The organism is Streptomyces sp. NPDC026538, from assembly GCF_055567535.1.
Genome location: NZ_JBVHQG010000009.1, coordinates 393,720 through 413,150, shown reverse-complemented (window position 1 = coordinate 413,150; position 19,431 = coordinate 393,720). Strand labels below are relative to the sequence as shown.

The following is a 19,431-nucleotide window of genomic DNA, read 5'->3' as shown; positions in this document are numbered from 1 at the left end:
CCACCCAGGAACGTGACCTGGTCCTGCTCGAACTTCATGCGCGCACCGCGTCCATAACCGAGCCGCCGCCGCGCCAAGTGATCCGCGACCATCTCGGTCGTGATCGGCACGCCGGCGGGAAGGCCCTCCAGCGTCGCGACAAGTGCGGGACCATGGGACTCCCCCGCGGTCAGCCAACGCAGCCTGCTCAACGATGCTCCTCAGTGCTCGCGCCCCGGTACTGCCCTGCGTACGCGCGTCCTCGCGTACGGCGACGGCCCGACCGGGTGCGCGGCCCCGGTCCGCCGTCTCCGATCCTCCCACGTCCGGGTGGTGAACCCGGCCGCCGGTCCAGCAGACGGACGCGGACGTGACCGGGTCAGCGCTCGGCGAGCGCCTTCTCCCCGGCCCGGCGCATGGCGTCCAGCGGTGCCGGGGCGCGGCCGGTCATCTGTTCGACCTGGAGCACGGCCTGGTGCACCAGGAGGTCCAGGCCGCTCACCACGGCTCCCCCGAACATGGACCAGCGTGCGGCCAGCGCCGTGGGCCAGGGGTGGTAGAGGACGTCGAAGAGGGTGGTGGGGCGTTCGGGTACGGCGGCGGCGAGGGCGTCGGTGGTGCCGGCCGGGGTGGTGGCGATCACCAGGGGGGCGTGCAGAGCCTGTTCGGCGTCGGCCCAGTCGGCGGTCCGGACCTGGACGTCGAGCCGCTCGCCCCATTGCCGCATCTCGGCGGCGCGCTCCTCGCTGCGGACGTAGGCGACGACCTCGCCGGTGCAGATCCGGGCGAGCGCGGCCAGCGCCGAGGAGGCGGTGGCGCCGGCGCCGAGGATCGCGGCGGAGTCGACCTGTTCGATGCCGTGCTCACGCAACGCGGCGACCATGCCCGGGATGTCGGTGTTGTCCCCGAGCCGTCGGCCGTCCTCCGTGAAGACGACCGTGTTGACCGCGTCGACCGAGGCGGCCGTCTCACTGATCTCGTCGACCAGCGGGATGACCGCCCGCTTCAGCGGCATGGTCAGCGACAGCCCCGCCCACTCCGGACCCAACTGCCCGAGGAACCCCGGCAGCCGGGTCTCGTCGACCTCGAAGCGCTCGTACGACCACCCGGTGAGCCCGAGTTCGTCGTACGCGGCCCGGTGCAGCACCGGCGAGAGCGAGTGCGCGATGGGCTTACCGAGCACGGCGGCCCGACGGGCGTCAGTGGCCCGAGTTGGCATTGAATTTTTCCTTGAGCTTTTCGAATTCGGCATTGGTCTTGGCGAATTCGGTGTTGTTTACGCCGTCGGTCGCCACGAAATACATCCAGCCCTCGTCGGTCGGATTCAGTGCCGCCTTCAGCGCTTCGTCGCCGGGGTTGCCGATCGGACCCGGCGGGAGGCCCTTCTGCGTGTAGGTGTTGTACGGGTTCCGGTTGCTGTTGATCTCCGACTCGCTGATGTGGATGTTGCTCGTGCCCTTCAGGTAGTTGAAGGTCGAGTCGAATTGGAGCAACCGGTTCGTCTCGGTGTTCGTGGGCTCGAGACGGTTGTAGATCACTTCCGCCATCTTGCGGAAGTCGTCGTGCGTCTTGCCTTCGGCCTGGACGAGACTCGCGACCGTGATGAGCTGCAGCGGGTTGTCCAGGTCGTACTTCTTGGCCTGCGCCGCGAGGTCGTAGGTGGCGTATTCCTCCTTGGCCGCGGCGACCATCTGTTTCAGGATCGCGTCGGGCTTCATGCCCTTGGCCGCGGGATAGGTACCCGGGAAGAGGAAGCCCTCCAGCGGGTCCATGATCTTGCTGTTGGTGTTCGCGTAGCTCGGCAGACCGAGGCTCTTGTATTCGGTCTTCGCGACCTTCCTGGTGGTGCCCGAGGAAAGGCCGAGCTGTTTGTCGAGGGCCACGTAGACGGCCGTCGCGCGCTCGCCCGGGGTGACCACCACATTGGCCTTGCTCTTCGGGTCGAGCATCAGCTGCACGGCGCTCGCGGCGGACATCTCCTTCTTCAGGAGATAGGCGCCTGCCTGAATCGTTTTTCCGTCCGGGTTCTGCGACTGGGCGGCCACGAACGCGTCGACACTCTTGACGACGTCGGCCTCCTTCAGACGCCGGCCGATGTCATAGCCGCCCGCGCCCTTCGGGATCTCGACGGTCACCGAACCGTTGCCGCTGCCCGCGTAGTCCGGGGCCGCGCCGAAACGATTTTGGTAGAAGTGCCAGCCGTAGTAGCCGACCGTGGCCGCACCGCCGCCGAAGACCAGGCAGACCACCAGACAGGCGCAGCCGTTGCGTCGTTTCTTGGCCCCCTTGCCGCCCTTCGCGTCCTTGCCGCGGCCACCACCGCGGCGCCCTTTCGGGTCGTCATCCTCGTCGTCATCGTCGTCGGCGCCCGTGAAGAAGGGGTGCTGCTCCTCCTCGGCTCCGGGCTCCGGCTGCGGCTCCGCCTCCGGATCGCGCCGCCGGCCGGGCGGCTCCGGTGGCGGGTAGGCGTCCTCGGTGCCGTAGAAGTCGGGCTGCTCCCCGCCGTACGCCACCGGCTGCTGGCCGTACGGGTCGCCCGGGTCGGCGGCGTAGGGCACCTGGCCGTGGGTGCCGGTCGCGTCCCAGCCGCCCTGGTGGTACTGCTGCTGGGCATGGCCGACGTACTGCTGGTCGTACTGCTGGTCGTACTGCTGCTGACCCTGCCCGTCGGCGTACTGAAGCTGACCCTGCTCGTCGTAGTACGCGTACTGCTGCTGGCCGTGGTGCTGGTCGTACCCGCCCTGGGGGTGCTGGCTCCAGTCGCCGTACTGCTGCTGCGACTGCTGCGGGTAGTGCTGCGGCTGGCCGCCGTAGGGGGACTGCTGACCCACGTGGGCCTGCTGTCCTCCCCATCCGTCGTCCCCGTACAACGGGTCCTCCGGATGCCACGGTTCGGAGCCTGGGCCCCGGCCATACTCAGTCATCGATCCCCTAGAGCCGCGAGGCGGCGCGTCACGCGGCTGGTGGGCCGATTGACCGTTCCGCCTCTTGCTGTGCGGTGGCTGTTCGAAAACCATCGCATCGCGCGGAACGTTACCGTATCGCGATCAGATGACTACTTCGACGCCCTCGCCGGGTGGTTTACCTGACACCCGTTCGGATTCCAGCGCCTGCTGGAGGATGATCACAGCGGCGGCCTGGTCGATGACCGAGCGGCCCTTCTTGGACTTCACCCCCGAGGCCCGCAGTCCCTGACTGGCCGTCACGGTCGTCATCCGCTCGTCGACCAGCCGGACCGGCACCGGCCCGATGCCCTTGGCCAGCTCCTGGGCGAAGGCCCGGACCTTGACGGCCGCCGGGCCCTCTCCCCCCTTGAGGGAGCGCGGGAGTCCGACGACGACCTCGATCGGTTCATACTCCTCGACCAGTTGCCGCAGCCGGCGGTGGGCGGCCGGGATGTCCCGGCCGGGGACGGTCTCGACGGGGGTGGCCAGGATCCCGTCGGGGTCGCACGAGGCGACCCCGATCCGGGCGTCCCCGACGTCGACGGCGAGTCGACGCCCTCTGCGCATCTTCTTACCGTTTCTTACTTGGCGGTCTCGGCCACGAGACGCTCGACGGCGTCGATGGCCTCGCCCACGGCGGCCGGGTTCTGGCCGCCGCCCTGGGCGACGTCCGGCTTGCCGCCGCCACCGCCGCCGAGCGTCTTGGCCGCGGTGCGGACCAGGTCACCGGCCTTGAGGCCGCGGTCGCGGGCGGCGTCGTTGGTGGCGATGACCGTGAGCGGCTTGCCGTTGTTGACCGTGAACAGGGCGACCACGGCGGCGCGTCCGCCCTGGATGCGGCCGCGCACGTCGAGGACCAGCTTGCGCAGGTCGTCCGGGGTGGTGCCGTCCGGGACCTGGCCGGTGACGACGGCGATCCCGCGGACGTCCTTGGCGGACTCGACGAGACCGGCGGCGGCCTGCAGCACCTTCTCGGCGCGGAACTTCTCGATCTCCTTCTCGGCGTCCTTCAGCTTGCCGAGCATGGTGGAGACCTTCTCCGGAAGCTCCTCCGGCCGGCCCTTGATCAGCTCCTGGAGCTGGGCGACGACCGTGTGCTCACGGGCCAGGAAGTTGTAGGCGTCGACGCCGACGAGGGCCTCGATACGACGGACACCCGAGCCGATCGACGACTCGCCGAGCAGCTTCACCAGGCCCAGCTGGGCGGTGTTGTGCACGTGGGTGCCGCCGCACAGCTCCTTGGAGAAGTCGCCGATAGTCACCACGCGGACCCGCTCGCCGTACTTCTCGCCGAACTCGGCGATGGCGCCCTGCTTCTTGGCCTCGTCGATGCCCATGATGTCGGCGCGCACGTCCAGGTCGCGGGCGAGCACCTCGTTGATCTTCTGCTCGACGTCGGTCATCACGGCCGTCGGAACGGCGGACGGCGAGCCGAAGTCGAAGCGGAAGCGGCCGGGCTGGTTCTCCGAACCGGCCTGCGCGGCCGTCGGGCCGAGGGCGTCGCGCAGCGCCTGGTGGGTGAGGTGGGTGGCCGAGTGGGCACGGGCGATGGCGGTGCGGCGGCGCTGGTCGATCGCGGCGTGGGCCTTGGCGCCGACCGTCACCTCGCCGAACTGGACGACGCCCTTGTGGACGTAGACGCCCGGGACCGGCTTCTGGGTGTCGCGGATCTCGACGACGGCACCGGAGTCGACCTTGATCCGGCCGGTGTCGCCGATCTGACCGCCGCCCTCGGCGTAGAACGGGGTGCGGTCCAGGACGATCTCGACCTCGTCGCCCTCGGTGGCGGCCGGCGAGGAGACGCCGTCGACCAGGATGCCGACGATCGTGGTCTCGCCCTCGGTGTCGGAGTAGCCGATGAAGTCGGTCTCGCCGGTCTTGTCGGCGATCTCGCGATAGGCGCCGGCGCCGGCGTGCCCGGTCTTCTTGGCCTGGGCGTCGGCCTTGGCGCGGTCCCGCTGCTCCTTCATCAGGCGGCGGAAGCCGTCCTCGTCCACCGCGAGGCCCTGCTCGGCGGCCATTTCGAGGGTGAGGTCGATCGGGAAGCCCCAGGTGTCGTGGAGCAGGAAGGCCTTGTCGCCGGCGAGGACCGTGCCGCCGGACTCCTTGGTCTCGGTGACGGCCGTGTCGAGGATGTTGGTGCCGGCCTTGAGCGTCTTGAGGAAGGCGTTCTCCTCGGCGACGGCGACCTTCTCGATGCGCTCGCGGTCGGTGACCAGCTCCGGGTACTGCTGCCCCATCATCCGGATCACGGTGTCGATCAGGTCGAGGACGACCGGGCCGGTGGCGCCGAGCAGCCGCATGTTGCGGATGGCGCGGCGCATGATGCGGCGCAGCACGTAGCCGCGGCCCTCGTTGCCGGGGGTGACGCCGTCGCCGATGAGCATGACCGACGTCCGCATGTGGTCGGTGACCACGCGCAGCGAGACGTCCGAGCCGTGGGCGTCGCCGTAGGCCACGCCGGTCAGCTCGGTGGCCTTCTCGATGACCGCCATCGAGGTGTCGATCTCGTACATGTTCTGCACGCCCTGCAGAATCATGGCGAGACGTTCCAGGCCGAGGCCTGTGTCGATGTTCTTGCTGGGCAGTTCGCCGAGGATCTCGAAGTTGTCCTTGCCGATGCCCTCGCCGCGCTCGTACTGCATGAAGACGAGGTTCCAGATCTCCACGTACCGCTCGTCGTTGACGGCCGGGCCGCCCTCGACGCCGAACTCGGGGCCGCGGTCGTAGTTGATCTCGGAGCAGGGTCCGCAGGGTCCGGGGACGCCCATGGACCAGTAGTTGTCCTTCATGCCGAGGCGCTGGATGCGCTCCTTCGGCACGCCGACGACGTCCTGCCAGATGCGCTCGGCCTCGTCGTCGTCCTTGTAGACGGTGATCCAGAGCCGGTCCGGCTCCAGGCCGTAACCGCCCTTGTCCTGGGGCGTGGTGAGCAGCTCCCAGGCGTACTTGATGGCGCCTTCCTTGAAGTAGTCGCCGAACGAGAAGTTGCCGCACATCTGGAAGAAGGTGCCGTGCCGGGTGGTCTTGCCGACCTCTTCGATGTCGGGGGTGCGCACGCACTTCTGCACGCTGGTGGCGCGCGCCCACGGCGGCTTGACCTCGCCGAGGAAGTAGGGCTTGAAGGGCACCATGCCGGCCGGGACGAGGAGCAGAGTCGGGTCGTCCGCGATGAGCGACGCCGAAGGGACGACGGTGTGACCGCGCTCCTCGTAGAAGCTCAGCCAGCGGCGGCGGATCTCTGCCGACTCCATCAGTGGTCCTCATTCCGGTCGTACGAGTACGTCGTGTTCTCGATGTACTTCGGGTTGCTGCGGTTGTTCTCGATGGCGGTGAGCCGCCGGGGAGCGGGGAGTTCGGGGTCCGCGTTGATGCCCAGCGCGTCCCCCAGCTCTTCCTCCCGCTGGGCCATGTTCTCGCGGACGTCGAGCGCGAAGCCGATCGCCCGGTCCTTGATCCGGTGGCCGGTCTCCAGCGCCTTGTTCGCGGCGGTGGCGGCGAGGCTCTCGGGGGTCAGCTGCCTGAGCTTGCGGTTGACCTTGGTGGTGGCCCAGACACCGGCGGCGACACCGGTGGTGAACCAGAACGTACGGCGGAACATCTGCCTGGCTCCTACTTTCCCCGGTTCTTCCGCCGTGCGGCGGGCACGGTCCGGCCCACGATCACGGTACGCCTGGGCTCCCGGGCGGGCACGTCCGCCTTGCGGCCGGTCAGTGCCCGGCGCACGCCGTAGCCGAACGCCGCGACCTTGACCAGCGGGCCACCGAAGGTGGAGGCGACGGTGGTCGACAGCGCGGAGGCGTTGGACGTGACCTCCTGGACGTCGGAGGCGATCGCGTCGACCCGGTCGATCTGGGTCTGCGCGGAGCGTACGGCCGCGGAGGCGTCGGCGAGCAGCGGGACGGCCTGGTCGGTCACGTCCGCCACGAGCTTGGTGGTCGCCCTGAGCGTCTGGGCCAGCCTCACGAGAGCCACCGCGAGGAAGGAGACCAGGATCGCCCAGAAGACGGCCACCAGGATCCCGGCCACCTCTCCACCGGACACTGCGCGCACCTGCTTCCCGCTCTCCCGCGAAAATCAACTGAGCACTGAGCCTATCGCGCGGGGCGTCGGGCTCCGTACCGGATTACCGCGTGCGAGCGGCCGAGTTCCGCGAACCGATTGTACGGACTGAATACGGTTAAGTACGCTCCGTGTCCCATGCGAGGTCCTCAGCGCCCCGGCTCTTCGGCGGACGGCAATCTGCCCCTGGAACTGACCGCGTTCGTGGGCCGCTCGGCCGAACTCGGCGAGCTGGCCCGGGCCCTGGAGTCCGGCCGGCTGGTGACGGTGACCGGGGTCGGCGGGGTCGGCAAGTCCCGGCTGGCGGCCCGGGCGGCCGCCGCGGCGGCGCCCCGGGACGGGGTGTGGCGGGTGGAGCTGGCCGCGGTGCGCGATCCCGAGTTCGTGGAGTACGCGGTCGTGGAGGCGCTGGGTCTGACCGACCACACCACCCGGCTGCCGCGCGAGACGCTCCTGGCGCACCTGGCCGGCCGCCGCTGCCTGCTGTTGCTCGACGGGTGCGAGCACCTGGTCGACGGGTGCGCGGACCTGGTGGCCGAGTTGCTGCGGCGGCTGCCCGACCTGACCGTGCTGGCGGCGGGCCGGCGGCCGCTGGGCGTGGCGGGTGAGCGGCTGTTGTCACTGGCGCCGCTCGGCGAGGAGGAGGCGGTGGAGCTGTTCACCGAGCGCGCCGGGCGGCAGGGGCTGGAGATCCGGGACCGTGCGGAGGCACAGGAGGTGTGCCGGCGCCTTGACGGGATCCCGCTGGCGATCGAGCTGGCGGCGGGCCGGCTGCGGGCGCTGTCGCCGGGGCAGCTCCTGGAGCGGCTCGACGACCGGTTCCGGCTGCTGACCGGCGGCGGGCGCGACGGCCTGCCCCGTCATCAGACGCTGCGCACGGCGATCGGCTGGAGCCATGAACTGTGCACCCCCGCCGAGCGGTTGCTGTGGGCGCGGCTGTCGGCGTTCGCGGGGACCTTCGACCTGGAGGCCGCCGAGTACGTGTGCGGCGGGGACGGGCTGTCGTCCGAGAACGTCCTGGACGTGCTGACGGAGCTGCTCGCGCAGTCGGTGGTGTCCCGGGAGGAGACCCCGACGGGGGTGCGCTACCGGATGCTCGACACCGTACGGGCGTACGGCGCCGACTGGCTGGCGGCGACGGGCGACGCGGGGCGGCTGCGGCGCCGGCACCGCGACTGGTTCATGGGGCTGGCGACCTGGTGCGAGCTGGACTGGTTCTCGCCGCGGCAGGGCGAGGTGGCCGCGCGTGTCGAGGCCGAGCTGCCGAACCTGCGGGCCGCCCTGGACCACTGCCTGACCGAGCCGGACGAGGCGCATCTGGGCCAGTATCTGGCGGGGTCGCTGTGGTTCTACTGGGCGGGCTGCGGGCGGCTCTCGGAGGGGCGGCGCTGGCTGGAGCTCAGTCTGGAGCTGGACTCGGAGTACCCGCGGTCCCGGCTCAAGGCGCTGTGGGTGCTCGGCTACGTGACGATCCTGCAGGGCGACGCCGTGCCCGCGCTGGCGGCGCTCCAGGAGTGCCGGGAGGAGGCCGAGCTGGTGGCCGACCCCACGGCGGTGGCCTACGCGGAGCACCGCACCGGCTGTCTGGCCCTGGTCACCGACGACATGGCCCGCGCGGAAACGCTGCTGCGCTCGGCGCTCGGCCGCTACCGGGAGATCGGCGAGCTCAACAGCAACGTCCTGATGAGCCAGGTCGAGCTGGCGATGACCCGGGCGTTCCTCGGCGATCTGCCGGAGGCGGTACGGCTGTGCGAGGACGTGCGCCGGGTGTGCGAGGACCACGGCGAGCACTGGGCCCGGTCGTACGCGCTGTATGTGCTGGCGTACGCGGCCTGGCGGGACGGCGACCACGCGGGCGCCCGCGAGCTGCTGACCGACTGCCTCGGCCATGCGCACGGCTTCCACGATCTGCTGGCTTCGGTGCTGTCGATCGAGCTCCTTGCCCTGGTGACGGTGGCGCAGGGCGATCCGGCGGAGGCGGCGGTACTGCAGGGCGCGGCGGGGCGGATGTGGCCGTCGGTGGGGCTGCCGCTGTTCGGCTCGGCCCACTACAACGCCCCGCACGAGCTGTGCGAGGCGACGGCCCGGCGGGCGCTGGGCGAGGAGCGGTACGCGGAGTGCGCACGGCAGGGGGCCAGGCTGGACCGGGAGGCGGCGGTGGCCCGGGCGCTGGAGTACTTCGGGGTACGGCCGCTGGACGGGCTGCCGTCGCCGCGCGGGCCGGTACCGCAGCGGGGGGACGGTGCCGGAACGCGGAAGCCCGCCGCCTCGCCCACCCGGAAGGGCGGGGAGACGACGGGCTGACGCTGGAGTGCTGCGCCGGGGCTGGGATCAGCGGGCGTAGTACTCGACGACGAGCTGCTCGTCACAGATGATCGGAACTTCCTTGCGGTTGGGCTCGCGGTCCAGGCGGAACGCCAGGGCCTTGAGGTTCACCTGCAGGTAGCGCGGGATCTCGCCGTCGGGGGCGAAGCCACCCTCACGGGCGATCTGGAAGAGCGTCTTGTCCTTCGAGCGGTCGCGGACCTGGATGACGTCGTCCGGACGCACGCGGTAGGACGGCTTGTCGACCTTCTGGCCGTTGACCTGGATGTGGCCGTGGACGACCATCTGGCGGGCCTGGTAGATCGTGCGGGCGATGCCCGAACGCAGGACCAGCGCGTCGAGGCGACGCTCCAGCTCGATGATCAGGGCCTCACCGGTCTTGCCCTGCACCTTGGAGGCACGCTCGTAGGCGCGGACGAGCTGGCGCTCGGACACGTCGTACTGCGCGCGCAGACGCTGCTTCTCGAGCAGACGGACCTTGTAGTCCGAGTTCTGCTTGCGGCCGCGGCCGTGCTCACCCGGCGGGTAGGGACGGGCCTCGAAGTACTTGACGGCCTTCGGGGTCAGCGCGATGCCGAGGGCACGCGACTTCTTGACCTTGGGGCGGGACTGGTTCGCCACTTGTCTCTTTCTTCCTTCTGATATCCGGCTCGTCAGGGTTAAGGGAGGTCGCAATCCGCAGCCGGGGAAACCCGCCGGAACCCGTTGCCGGGCCTGGTGGGCAGCCGCTCCCCTGGTCTGGGCACATACGTGCAGCACGCGAGTGGCCCACCGACCGGTCCCGCCGTGCGGCGAGTGGTGGTGGGCTGCCCGCGACACCGTTCGACGGTGCGCGACGCTCCTGGAACCTCCTTGCGGAGGCTCCGGCCGACTGTCCCGCTCTGACAGCGCGGGACTCAGCGCTTCGACGGATTCTACAGGCTGCTCAGGACCGCCTGCGACCGAGGTGCTTCCTGGTCCACTCGACCGCGTCCGCGTAGCGGGCCTCGGAGCCGTGCCGGGTGGGGGTGTAGTACTCGCGGTCCTTGATCGGGTCCGGGGCGTACTGCTGCTCGGCGATGCCCTCGGGCAGGTCGTGCGGATAGACGTACCCCTGCGCGTGCCCCAGCTTGGCGGCGCCCTTGTAGTGACCGTCACGCAGATGCGGGGGCACCTGTCCGGCCAGTCCCTTGCGTACGTCCTCCAGGGCGGCGCCGATCGCCGTCGTCGCGGCGTTGGACTTGGGGGCCAGGGCGAGGGCGATGGTGGCGTGGCTGAGGGTGAGGGCGGCCTCGGGGAAGCCGATCATGGCGACGGCCTGGGCGGCGGCCACCGCTATGGGCAGCGCGTTGGGGTCGGCGAGCCCGATGTCCTCGCTGGCGGAGATCATCAGGCGGCGGGCGATGAAGCGGGGGTCCTCGCCGGCCTCGATCATCCGGGCCAGGTAGTGCAGGGCCGCGTCGACGTCCGAGCCCCTGATGGACTTGATGAGGGCGCTGGCGACGTCGTAGTGCTGGTCGCCGTCCCGGTCGTACTTCACCGCGGCCCGGTCGACGACCTCCTCCAGGGTCCCCAGACCGATCTCCGTCTCGCCCTTGTCGAGGGCGGCTCCGGCGGCGGCCTCCAGGGCGGTCAGGGCGCGGCGGGCGTCGCCGCCGGCGATCCGCAGCAGGTGCTCCTCGGTGTCCTCGGGGAGGGTGACGGAGCCCTTCAGGCCGCGGTCGTCGGTCAGGGCCCTTCTGAGCAGCCCGCGGACGTCGTCGTCGGTGAGTGGTTCGAGGGTGAGCAGCAGGGAGCGGGAGAGCAGCGGTGAGATCACCGAGAAGTACGGGTTCTCCGTCGTCGCGGCGATCAGGGTGACCCAGCGGTTCTCGACGGCCGGGAGCAGGGAGTCCTGCTGGGCCTTGCTGAAGCGGTGGATCTCGTCGAGGAAGAGGACGGTCTCCTTGCCGTATCCCCCGGTGGCGCGGCGTGCGCCGTCGATGACCGCGCGGACCTCCTTGACGCCGGCGGTGATCGCGGAGAGCTCCACGAACCGCTTGTTGGTCGCCTTGGAGACGACGTACGCGAGGGTCGTCTTGCCGGTGCCCGGCGGGCCCCAGAGGATCACCGAGGAGGGGCCGGCCGGGCCCCCGGAACCCTCGCCGACCAGTCTGCGCAGCGGTGATCCCGGCTTCAGCAGATGCCGCTGGCCCACCACCTCGTCGAGGGTGCGCGGGCGCATCCGTACCGCCAGGGGGCTGCCGGTCGGGTCCTTCTCCTGGCGTTCTTCTGCGGCTGCGGTGAACAGGTCGGGTTCCACGCTGAAACCCTAAATCACCGCACTGACAACGCGGCGCGCTGTCAGCTGGTCCAGAAGTCCCACCAGCGGGTCAGGATCAGCATGCCGATGATGCCGATGTGCAGGACCGGCAGCACCCAGGTGAACTCGCCGAAGAACGACTTCAGCCAGTTCGGGGCGGGCAGGAAGCTCTTGCGGATGTTGAAGGAGGTCACGTACCAGAACATGGTGATCGTGGCGACCCAGGCCAGCGAGCACCACAGGCACAGCGCGTTGATCCGGTACAGGGACTGGAACTGCAGCCAGGTGCAGAACGCGACGCCGAAGAGGGTGCCGAAGTTGAAGGTCAGCCAGTACCAGCGCGGGAAGCGGGCGCGGGCCAGCAGGCTCATGCCGACGCAGATGACGATGCCGTAGCAGACCAGGCCGAGCATCGGGTTCGGGAAGCCGAAGGCGGCGGCCTGCTTGGACTCCATGACGCTGCCGCAGGAGACGACCGGGTTGAGGCTGCACCCGGGGGTGAACGTCTTGCCCTCGACCTTGGCTTCCAGCAGCTTGAACTTGTCGATCGTGATGACCCAGGCGGCCAGCAGGCCGGCGGCGCCGGTGATGATCAGCAGCAGTCCGAAGGCGATGCTGCCGCCCTCGGTACGGGGTGCTGCGGAGGCGTGCTCGGGCCCGGGCTCGGTGGAGACGTCGTTGACTGTCGTCTTGCTCATCACGCCGATTCCGTCTGTTTGAGAGTTGGAACTTCTTCGGGCAGGGGCCATTGTGCCGCACGAGGCGCCCTGTCCACCGTTCGGTGGACATAAGGACGCACGGAAGTGAGGGGACTCGCGCCCCCTCACTCCGGCGCGCTCAGCCCAGCCTCGACTCCAGCTCCGCCACGATCTCGTTCACGCCGATCGGCGTCTGCTCGCCGGACTCCATGTCCTTCAGCTGGACGATGCCCTCGGCGAGGTCGCGCTCGCCGGCGACGATCGCGTAGCGGGCCCCGCTGCGGTTGGCGTTCTTCATCGCGCCCTTGAGGCCCTTGGACCCGTAGGAGAAGTCCGCCGCGACGCCCGCCCGGCGGAGCTCCGTGACCTTGGCGAACAGCACCCGGCGGGCCTCCTCGCCGAGCGGGACCGCGAAGACGCTGGTGGCGGAGGGCAGGTTCAGCTGCACGCCCTCGGCCTCCAGGGCGAGGACCGTGCGGTCGACGCCGAGCGCCCAGCCCACCGACGGCAGCGCGGGACCGCCGATCATCTCGGACAGGCCGTCGTAGCGTCCGCCGCCGCCCACCGCGGACTGGGATCCCAGACCGTCGTGGACGAACTCGAAGGTCGTACGGGTGTAGTAGTCCAGGCCGCGGACCAGCTTCGGGTCGTCCTCGAAGGCCACGCCCGCGGCCGTGATCAGTTCGCGGACCTCCTCGTGGTACGCCTTGCAGGCGTCACAGAGGTAGTCACGGAGCAGCGGGGCGTCGCCCAACTGCTTCTGGACCGACTCCCGCTTGTCGTCCAGGACTCGGAGCGGGTTGATCTCCGCCCGGCGGAGGGTGTCCTCGTCGAGGTCCAGACCGCGCAGGAAGTCCTGGAGCGCGGCCCGGTACACCGGACGGCACTCCTTGTCGCCCAGGCTGTTCAGCAGGATGCGGAAGTCGCGCAGGCCCAGCGAGCGGTACGCCTGGTCGGCCAGGATGATCAGCTCGGCGTCGAGCGCGGGGTCCTCCGCACCGATCGCCTCCGCACCGACCTGCGAGAAGTGACGGTAACGGCCCTTCTGCGGACGCTCGTAGCGGTAGTACGAGCCGGAGTACCAGAGCTTGACCGGCAGGTTGCCGGCCTTGTGCAGGTTGGCCTCCAGGGCGGCACGCAGGACGGACGCGGTGCCCTCGGGGCGCAGCGCCAGCCTGTCGCCGCCCTTCGTCTCGAACGCGTACATCTCCTTGGTGACGATGTCGGTCGACTCGCCCACCCCGCGCGCGAACAGCTCCACGTTCTCGAAGCCGGGGGTCTCGATGTAGCCGTAGCCGGAGTCGCGCAGCGGCGCGGCGATCGCCTCACGGACGGCCAGGTACTTGGCGCTCTCCGGCGGGATCAGGTCGTAGGTGCCCTTGGGGGCCTGGAAGGTACTCACGAAGCTCTCTCGTCACATTCCTCGTCGGGGAGCGTCCGCGCTCCCGAGGCCGGCCGCCACCTGCCGCAGATAGGCGTTGGTGGCGCGCTCCTGGCCGATGGTCGTCTGGGGGCCGTGGCCGGACAGCACCACGGTGGAGTCGTCGAGCGGCAGGCAGACCCGGGCCAGCGAGGCCAGCATGTCGTCCATGGAGCCGCCCGGCATGTCCGTGCGTCCGATGGAGCCGGCGAAGAGCAGATCGCCCGAGAAGAAGACCGAGGGAATGTCGTCCGTCTCCGGCATCTGGAAGGTCACCGACCCCCTGGTATGGCCCGGTGCGTGCGCGACGGAGAGTTCGAGTCCGGCCAGCTCCAGCTTCGCGCCGTCGGCCAGTTCGAACACGTCGTCCGGCTCCCCCACCGTCAGCTCGCCCATCAACGGCATGCCGATGGACCGGCCGAGCGCCTTCTCGGGGTCGCTCATCATGTACCGGTCCTCGGGGTGGATCCAGGCCGGCACGTCGTGCGCTCCGCACACGGGGACGACCGAGGCCACATGATCGATGTGGCCATGGGTGAGGACGACGGCGACGGGCTTGAGCCGATGCTTCTTGAGTGCTTCCTCGACGCCTTCGGCGGCCTGGTGGCCGGGGTCGATGATCACGCACTCCTCGCCGGCGGCGGGGGCGACGAGATAACAGTTCGTCCCCCAGGCCCCGGCGGGGAACCCGGCAATGAGCACGATCGTCCTTCGTTGTGTCGATTCGGGTGGCTACAAGCTGTGGCCCAGAGCCTACCGGCGCTGCCGTTTCCTCAGCGAACCCATATACGGTACGGGGCTACACGCAGCGGTCGGCTCACACAGCGCACAGGACGCACGCGTACCGGTCGACACACGACAGGCATGAGGAGAGAACCCGGTGGTCAGCCAGGAGCAGCGGCGGCGTCAGCTCGCCCGGGAGAAGTTCTTGCGGCAGCAGCAGCGGCGTACCAGCGCACGCCGCAAGTCACGCATGCGCAACTCCGTGATCGCGTCCGTGCTCGGCGTGATCGTGATCGGCAGCATCTTGTTGTACACGACCAATTTCCTGAAGGGCGACGACAAGGCGAACGCCGGCTCGCAGACGACGCCCAGCGCCACGCCCAGCGCCAGCAAGGCGCCGGACCCGTGCGAGAAGCCCGCCGCCGGCAAGGTGGCGAAGCTGAGCTGGAAGAAGGAGCCGGCGATGTCGATCGACACGTCGGCGGACTACACCATGAAGCTGGCGACGACCTGCGGTGACATCGGCATCGCCCTGAAGACGGCGGCCGCCCCGCACACGGTGAACTCGTTCGACTTCCTCGCGGCGAAGGGGTACTTCGACCACACCAAGTGCCACCGGCTCACCACCAACGGCATCTACGTGCTGCAGTGCGGCGACCCGACGGGTACCGGCAGCGGCGGCCCCGGGTACACGATTCCCGACGAGAACCTGAAGGACAAAAGCCTGGCCGGCGGGGTCTACCCGGCGGGCACGATCGCGATGGCCAACACCGGTCAGAAGCACACCGGCGGCAGCCAGTTCTTCCTGGTCTACCAGGACAGCCAGCTGCCGGCGAGCTACACCCCGTTCGGCACGGTGGACGCCGCCGGACTCAAGGTCCTCAAGAAAATCGCGGCCGCCGGCGAGAGCACCGGAGCCGGTGACGGAGCCCCGAACGCGACGGTCGTCATCAACAAGGCGACGGTCACGAAATCCTGAGGTCCAACTGCGAAACTTCGGTCGCGCGGGATGCGGACAGGCAACCCGCCGGTCGCCTATGTTGGCCGTGACGAAACTGTGGACGATGCCCGGGGGCGCTGAGGCCCCTCGCGGGCATCATGTGGAGGAGGCGCTGTGAGCAGCGACCCGTGGGGCCGCGTCGACGAGACGGGGACCGTGTACGTGCGTACGGCCGACGGCGAGCAGGTCGTCGGTTCCTGGCAGGCCGGCTCCCCTGACGAGGCGTTGGCCTACTTCGAGCGCAAGTACGAGGGCCTGGTTGTCGAGATCGGCCTCCTCGAAAAGCGAGTACGGACCACCGACCTGTCCGCGAAGGACGCGCAGGCCGCCATCGACCATCTGCGCGAACAGGTGGAGGCGCACCACGCGGTCGGTGATCTGCAGGCGCTGCGGGGCCGGCTCGACGAGCTGGTGAAGACCGTGGAGTCGCGTCGCGAGGAGCGTCGGGCACAGCGTGCCAAGCAGTCCGACGAGGCCCGCAAGGCCAAGGAGGACCTGGTCGTCGAGGCGGAGCAGCTGGCCCAGTCCGACCAGTGGCGGTCGGCCGGTGAGCGGCTGCGCGCGCTGGTGGACACCTGGAAGGGGCTGCCGCGCCTGGACCGCAAGTCGGACGACGAGCTGTGGCACCGCTTCTCGCACGCCCGGTCGGCGTTCTCCAAGCGCCGCAAGGCGCACTTCGCGCAGCTCGACGCGCAGCGCGAGGACGCCCGCAAGGCCAAGGAGAAGCTGGTCGCCGAGGCCGAGTCGCTGTCGGACTCGACGGACTGGGGTCCGACGGCCGCGCGCTACCGCGAGCTGATGACGGAGTGGAAGGCCGCGGGCCGCGCCCAGCGCGAGCACGAGGACGACCTGTGGAACCGCTTCCGCGGCGCCCAGGACGTGTTCTTCGCGGCCCGTGGGTCCGCCTTCGCCGAGCGGGACGCGGAGCAGACCGAGAACCTGAAGCTGAAGGAGGAGCTGGCCGGCGAGGCCGAGAAGCTCCTGCCGATCACGGACCTGAAGTCCGCGCGGTCCGCCTTCCGCTCGATCAACGAGCGCTGGGAGGCCATCGGCCATGTGCCGCGCGACGCGCGTCCCAAGGTCGAGGGCCGGATGCACACGGTCGACCGGGCCATCCAGGAGGCCGAGGAGGCCGAGTGGCGCCGGACCAACCCGGAGGCACGCGCGCGTGCCGCGGGTCTGACCGGCCAGCTGCAGGCGGCCGTGGACAAGCTGAGGACGCAGATCGACCAGGCCCGCGCCCAGGGCAACACGTCCAGGGCGGACAAGCTGGAGCGTGAGCTGGAGGGCCGCCAGGCGCTCCTGGACCAGGCTCTCAAGGGCCTGCAGGAGTTCGGCGGCTGAGCGCGCCGAGCGCATCCGACGAGAGGGGCCCCGTACGCCGCGTACGGGGCCCCTCTCGGCGTGTGCCGGGCGTTACGACCGGTTACGGGCCGACGTGACCCGGTAGACGTCGTAGACGCCCTCCACGCCCCGTACGGCCTTCAGGACGTGGCCCAGGTGCTTGGGGTCGCCCATCTCGAAGGTGAAGCGGGAGGTGGCCACCCGGTCGCGGGAGGTCTGGACGGCCGCGGAGAGGATGTTGACGTGCTGGTCGGACAGGACGCGGGTGACGTCCGACAGGAGCCGGGACCGGTCCAGGGCCTCGACCTGGATGGCGACCAGGAAGACCGAGGACTGGGTGGGGGCCCACTCGACGTCCAGGATGCGCTCCGGTTCCCGGGACAGTGACTCCACGTTGACGCAGTCGCTGCGGTGAACCGATACACCACTGCCGCGGGTGACGAAGCCGATGATCGGGTCGCCGGGTACGGGCGTACAGCAGCGGGCGAGCTTGACCCAGACGTCGTCGACGCCCTTGACCACCACACCGGGGTCCTGGCTGCTGCGCCGCTTGCTGCGGCGGCCGCGGGACGGCGGGACCGCCTCGTCGATCTCCTCGGTGGCCGCCTCCTCGCCGCCGAGCGCCTGCACCAGTTTCTGCACGACGTTCTGCGCGGCCACGTGGCCCTCGCCGATCGCCGCGTAGAGCGAGGAGATGTCCGGGTAGCGCATCTCGTGGGCGAGCGTGACCAGCGAGTCGCCGGTGAGGATGCGCTGGATCGGCAGGTTCTGCTTGCGCATCGCGCGGACGATGGCGTCCTTGCCCTGCTCGATCGCCTCGTCCCGGCGCTCCTTGGAGAACCAGGCGCGGATCTTGTTGCGGGCACGCGGTGACTTGACGAAGCCCAGCCAGTCGCGGGACGGGCCCGCGCCGGGTGCCTTGGAGGTGAAGACCTCGACCAGGTCGCCGTTGTCCAGGGTGGATTCGAGCGGCACCAGGCGGCCGTTGACCCGCGCGCCTATGGTGCGGTGGCCGACCTCGGTGTGCACGGCGTACGCGAAGTCGACCGGGGTTGCCCCGGCCGGCAGCGCTATGACGTCGCCCTTGGGGGTGAAGACGAAGACCTCGTTGCGGGACAGGTCGAAGCGCAGGGACTCCAGGAACTCGCTGGGGTCCTCGGTCTCCTTCTGCCAGTCCAGCAACTGCCGCAGCCACGCCATGTCGTTGAGGTGGTCGTCCTTGCCCTTGCCGGACGACTTCGGCACGTCGGTACGGACCTTGGAGGCGCCGGCGACGGCCTCCTGCTTGTACTTCCAGTGCGCGGCGATGCCGTACTCGGCGCGGCGGTGCATGTCGAAGGTGCGGATCTGGAGTTCGACGGGCTTGCCGTTGGGGCCGATGACCGTGGTGTGCAGCGACTGGTACATGTTGAACTTGGGCATCGCGATGTAGTCCTTGAACCGGCCGGGGACCGGGTTCCATCGCGCGTGTACCGTGCCGAGGGCGGCGTAGCAGTCCCTGACCGTGTCCACCAGGACGCGGATGCCGACCAGGTCGTAGATCTCCGCGAAGTCGCGGCCGCGGACGATCATCTTCTGGTAGACGCTGTAGTAGTGCTTGGGGCGGCCGGTGACGGTCGCCTTGATACGGGCGGCACGCAGGTCGGCCTGGACCTCGTCGGTCACTATGGCCAGGTACTCGTCACGCTTCGGCGCCCGCTCGGCCACCAGCCGGACGATCTCGTCGTACATCTTGGGATAGAGGATCGCGAACGCGAGGTCCTCCAGCTCCCACTTGATGGTGTTCATGCCCAGGCGGTGGGCGAGCGGCGCGTAGATCTCCAGGGTCTCGCGCGCCTTCTTCTCCTGCTTCTCGCGCTTGAGATAGCGCATGGTGCGCATGTTGTGCAGGCGGTCGGCGAGCTTGATGACCAGGACGCGCGGGTCCTTGGCCATGGCGACGACCATCTTGCGCACGGTCTCGGCCTGCGCGGCCTCGCCGAACTTGACCTTGTCCAGCTTGGTCACGCCGTCGACGAGCAGCGCGACGACGTCACCGAAGTCGCGGCGCAGGTCCTCCAGGCCGTACTCGGTGTCCTCGACGGTGTCGTGCAGCAGACCCGCCATCAGCGTCGCCGGGTCCATGCCCAGCTCGGCGAGGATCGTGGTCACGGCGAGCGGGTGGGTGATGTACGGGTCGCCGCTCTTGCGCTTCTGGCCGCGGTGCCAGCGTTCGGCGACCTGGTAGGCGCGCTCGATCTGGCGCAGCGTGGCGTTCTCGATCTTGGGGTCGTTGCTGCGGACTATGCGCAGCAGCGGCTCCAGGACCGGGTTGTACGGGTTGGCGCGCTGCACGCCGAGACGGGCGAGGCGGGCACGGACGCGGTTGGAGGAGCCGGTGCGCGCGGGCTGGCCGCTGTTGGGGCGGCTCGCGGGACGCTCGGCCGGGGCCGGTTTGGGGCGCGAGGTCTCGGCCGACTTCTCGGCGGGCGCGGACTGGGCGTGCTCGACCGGCCCGCGGGTGTCGTTCTTCGTCTGCGACACGTTCGGCGCGGGCTTGGCCGCGGGCGCCGAGGCAGGCTCGGGCTTGGCGGCGGTCAGTGGCTGGGCCTCGTCTGGCAAGAGGGCTCCTCGTGCGCGATCCGGGTCCCCCGGTCAGGCTCCGGAGTGCCCAT

General features: G+C 69.9%; 16 protein-coding genes. 3 read left to right on the top strand and 13 right to left on the bottom strand.

Annotation, left to right across the window (positions count from 1 at the left end; genetic code table 11):
• The 7 genes from ACZ4N4_RS33445 to ACZ4N4_RS33415 all read right to left on the bottom strand — a co-directional run.
• A partial coding sequence (locus ACZ4N4_RS33445) for a chorismate synthase (protein ID WP_467595797.1) occupies positions 1-191 on the bottom strand: 191 nt, incomplete at its 3' end.
• A gap of 167 nt (positions 192-358) precedes the next feature.
• On the bottom strand, positions 359-1,198 hold the full coding sequence (locus ACZ4N4_RS33440; protein ID WP_467595794.1) for a shikimate dehydrogenase: 840 nt from the start codon (positions 1,196-1,198) through the stop codon (positions 359-361).
• Complete coding sequence (mltG, locus tag ACZ4N4_RS33435) at positions 1,179-2,903, bottom strand: endolytic transglycosylase MltG (RefSeq protein ID WP_467595791.1); 1,725 nt, start codon at positions 2,901-2,903, stop codon at positions 1,179-1,181. The genes ACZ4N4_RS33440 and mltG overlap by 20 nt, the downstream gene beginning before the upstream one ends.
• Positions 2,904-3,026: 123 nt before the next feature.
• Complete coding sequence (ruvX, locus tag ACZ4N4_RS33430) at positions 3,027-3,491, bottom strand: Holliday junction resolvase RuvX (RefSeq protein ID WP_360490386.1); 465 nt, start codon at positions 3,489-3,491, stop codon at positions 3,027-3,029.
• A gap of 14 nt (positions 3,492-3,505) precedes the next feature.
• Positions 3,506-6,178, bottom strand: a complete 2,673-nt coding sequence (gene alaS, locus ACZ4N4_RS33425; protein WP_453577145.1) for an alanine--tRNA ligase — start codon at positions 6,176-6,178, stop codon at positions 3,506-3,508.
• Positions 6,178-6,525: a hypothetical protein gene (locus ACZ4N4_RS33420; RefSeq protein ID WP_450759074.1), complete on the bottom strand. Its 348-nt coding sequence runs from the start codon at positions 6,523-6,525 to the stop codon at positions 6,178-6,180. The genes alaS and ACZ4N4_RS33420 overlap by 1 nt, the downstream gene beginning before the upstream one ends.
• Positions 6,526-6,536: 11 nt before the next feature.
• Positions 6,537-6,977, bottom strand: coding sequence for a DUF948 domain-containing protein (locus tag ACZ4N4_RS33415; protein ID WP_453577148.1), 441 nt, complete (start codon positions 6,975-6,977; stop codon positions 6,537-6,539).
• 147 nt (positions 6,978-7,124) lie between these two features.
• On the opposite strand from ACZ4N4_RS33415, the gene ACZ4N4_RS33410 reads away from it, so the two are divergent.
• Entirely contained in the window at positions 7,125-9,290 is a 2,166-nt protein-coding gene (locus tag ACZ4N4_RS33410; RefSeq protein ID WP_467595786.1) for an ATP-binding protein, read from the top strand.
• A gap of 27 nt (positions 9,291-9,317) precedes the next feature.
• Here ACZ4N4_RS33410 and rpsD read toward each other — a convergent pair whose 3' ends face one another.
• The 5 genes from rpsD to ACZ4N4_RS33385 all read right to left on the bottom strand — a co-directional run bounded on the left by rpsD (position 9,318) and on the right by ACZ4N4_RS33385 (position 14,412).
• Positions 9,318-9,932, bottom strand: coding sequence for a 30S ribosomal protein S4 (rpsD, locus tag ACZ4N4_RS33405; RefSeq protein WP_351707197.1), 615 nt, complete (start codon positions 9,930-9,932; stop codon positions 9,318-9,320).
• Positions 9,933-10,236: 304 nt separating this feature from the next.
• On the bottom strand, positions 10,237-11,592 hold the full coding sequence (locus tag ACZ4N4_RS33400) for a replication-associated recombination protein A (RefSeq protein WP_453577154.1): 1,356 nt from the start codon (positions 11,590-11,592) through the stop codon (positions 10,237-10,239).
• Between the two features lie 41 nt (positions 11,593-11,633).
• Entirely contained in the window at positions 11,634-12,290 is a 657-nt protein-coding gene (locus tag ACZ4N4_RS33395; protein ID WP_467595781.1) for a vitamin K epoxide reductase family protein, read from the bottom strand.
• Between the two features lie 139 nt (positions 12,291-12,429).
• Positions 12,430-13,692: a histidine--tRNA ligase gene (gene hisS, locus ACZ4N4_RS33390; protein ID WP_467595778.1), complete on the bottom strand. Its 1,263-nt coding sequence runs from the start codon at positions 13,690-13,692 to the stop codon at positions 12,430-12,432.
• A gap of 12 nt (positions 13,693-13,704) precedes the next feature.
• Entirely contained in the window at positions 13,705-14,412 is a 708-nt protein-coding gene (locus tag ACZ4N4_RS33385) for an MBL fold metallo-hydrolase (protein ID WP_453577160.1), read from the bottom strand.
• Positions 14,413-14,590: 178 nt separating this feature from the next.
• Between ACZ4N4_RS33385 and ACZ4N4_RS33380 the strand changes: the two genes are divergently transcribed.
• A complete protein-coding gene (locus tag ACZ4N4_RS33380) occupies positions 14,591-15,412 on the top strand; it encodes a peptidylprolyl isomerase (protein ID WP_467595775.1) in 822 nt (273 codons plus the stop codon).
• A 135-nt stretch (positions 15,413-15,547) separates the two neighbouring features.
• Positions 15,548-16,777, top strand: a complete 1,230-nt coding sequence (locus ACZ4N4_RS33375; RefSeq protein WP_450759059.1) for a DUF349 domain-containing protein — start codon at positions 15,548-15,550, stop codon at positions 16,775-16,777.
• 72 nt (positions 16,778-16,849) lie between these two features.
• Here ACZ4N4_RS33375 and ACZ4N4_RS33370 read toward each other — a convergent pair whose 3' ends face one another.
• A complete protein-coding gene (locus ACZ4N4_RS33370) occupies positions 16,850-19,378 on the bottom strand; it encodes a RelA/SpoT family protein (protein ID WP_467595772.1) in 2,529 nt (842 codons plus the stop codon).
• Positions 19,379-19,431 lie beyond the last annotated feature (53 nt).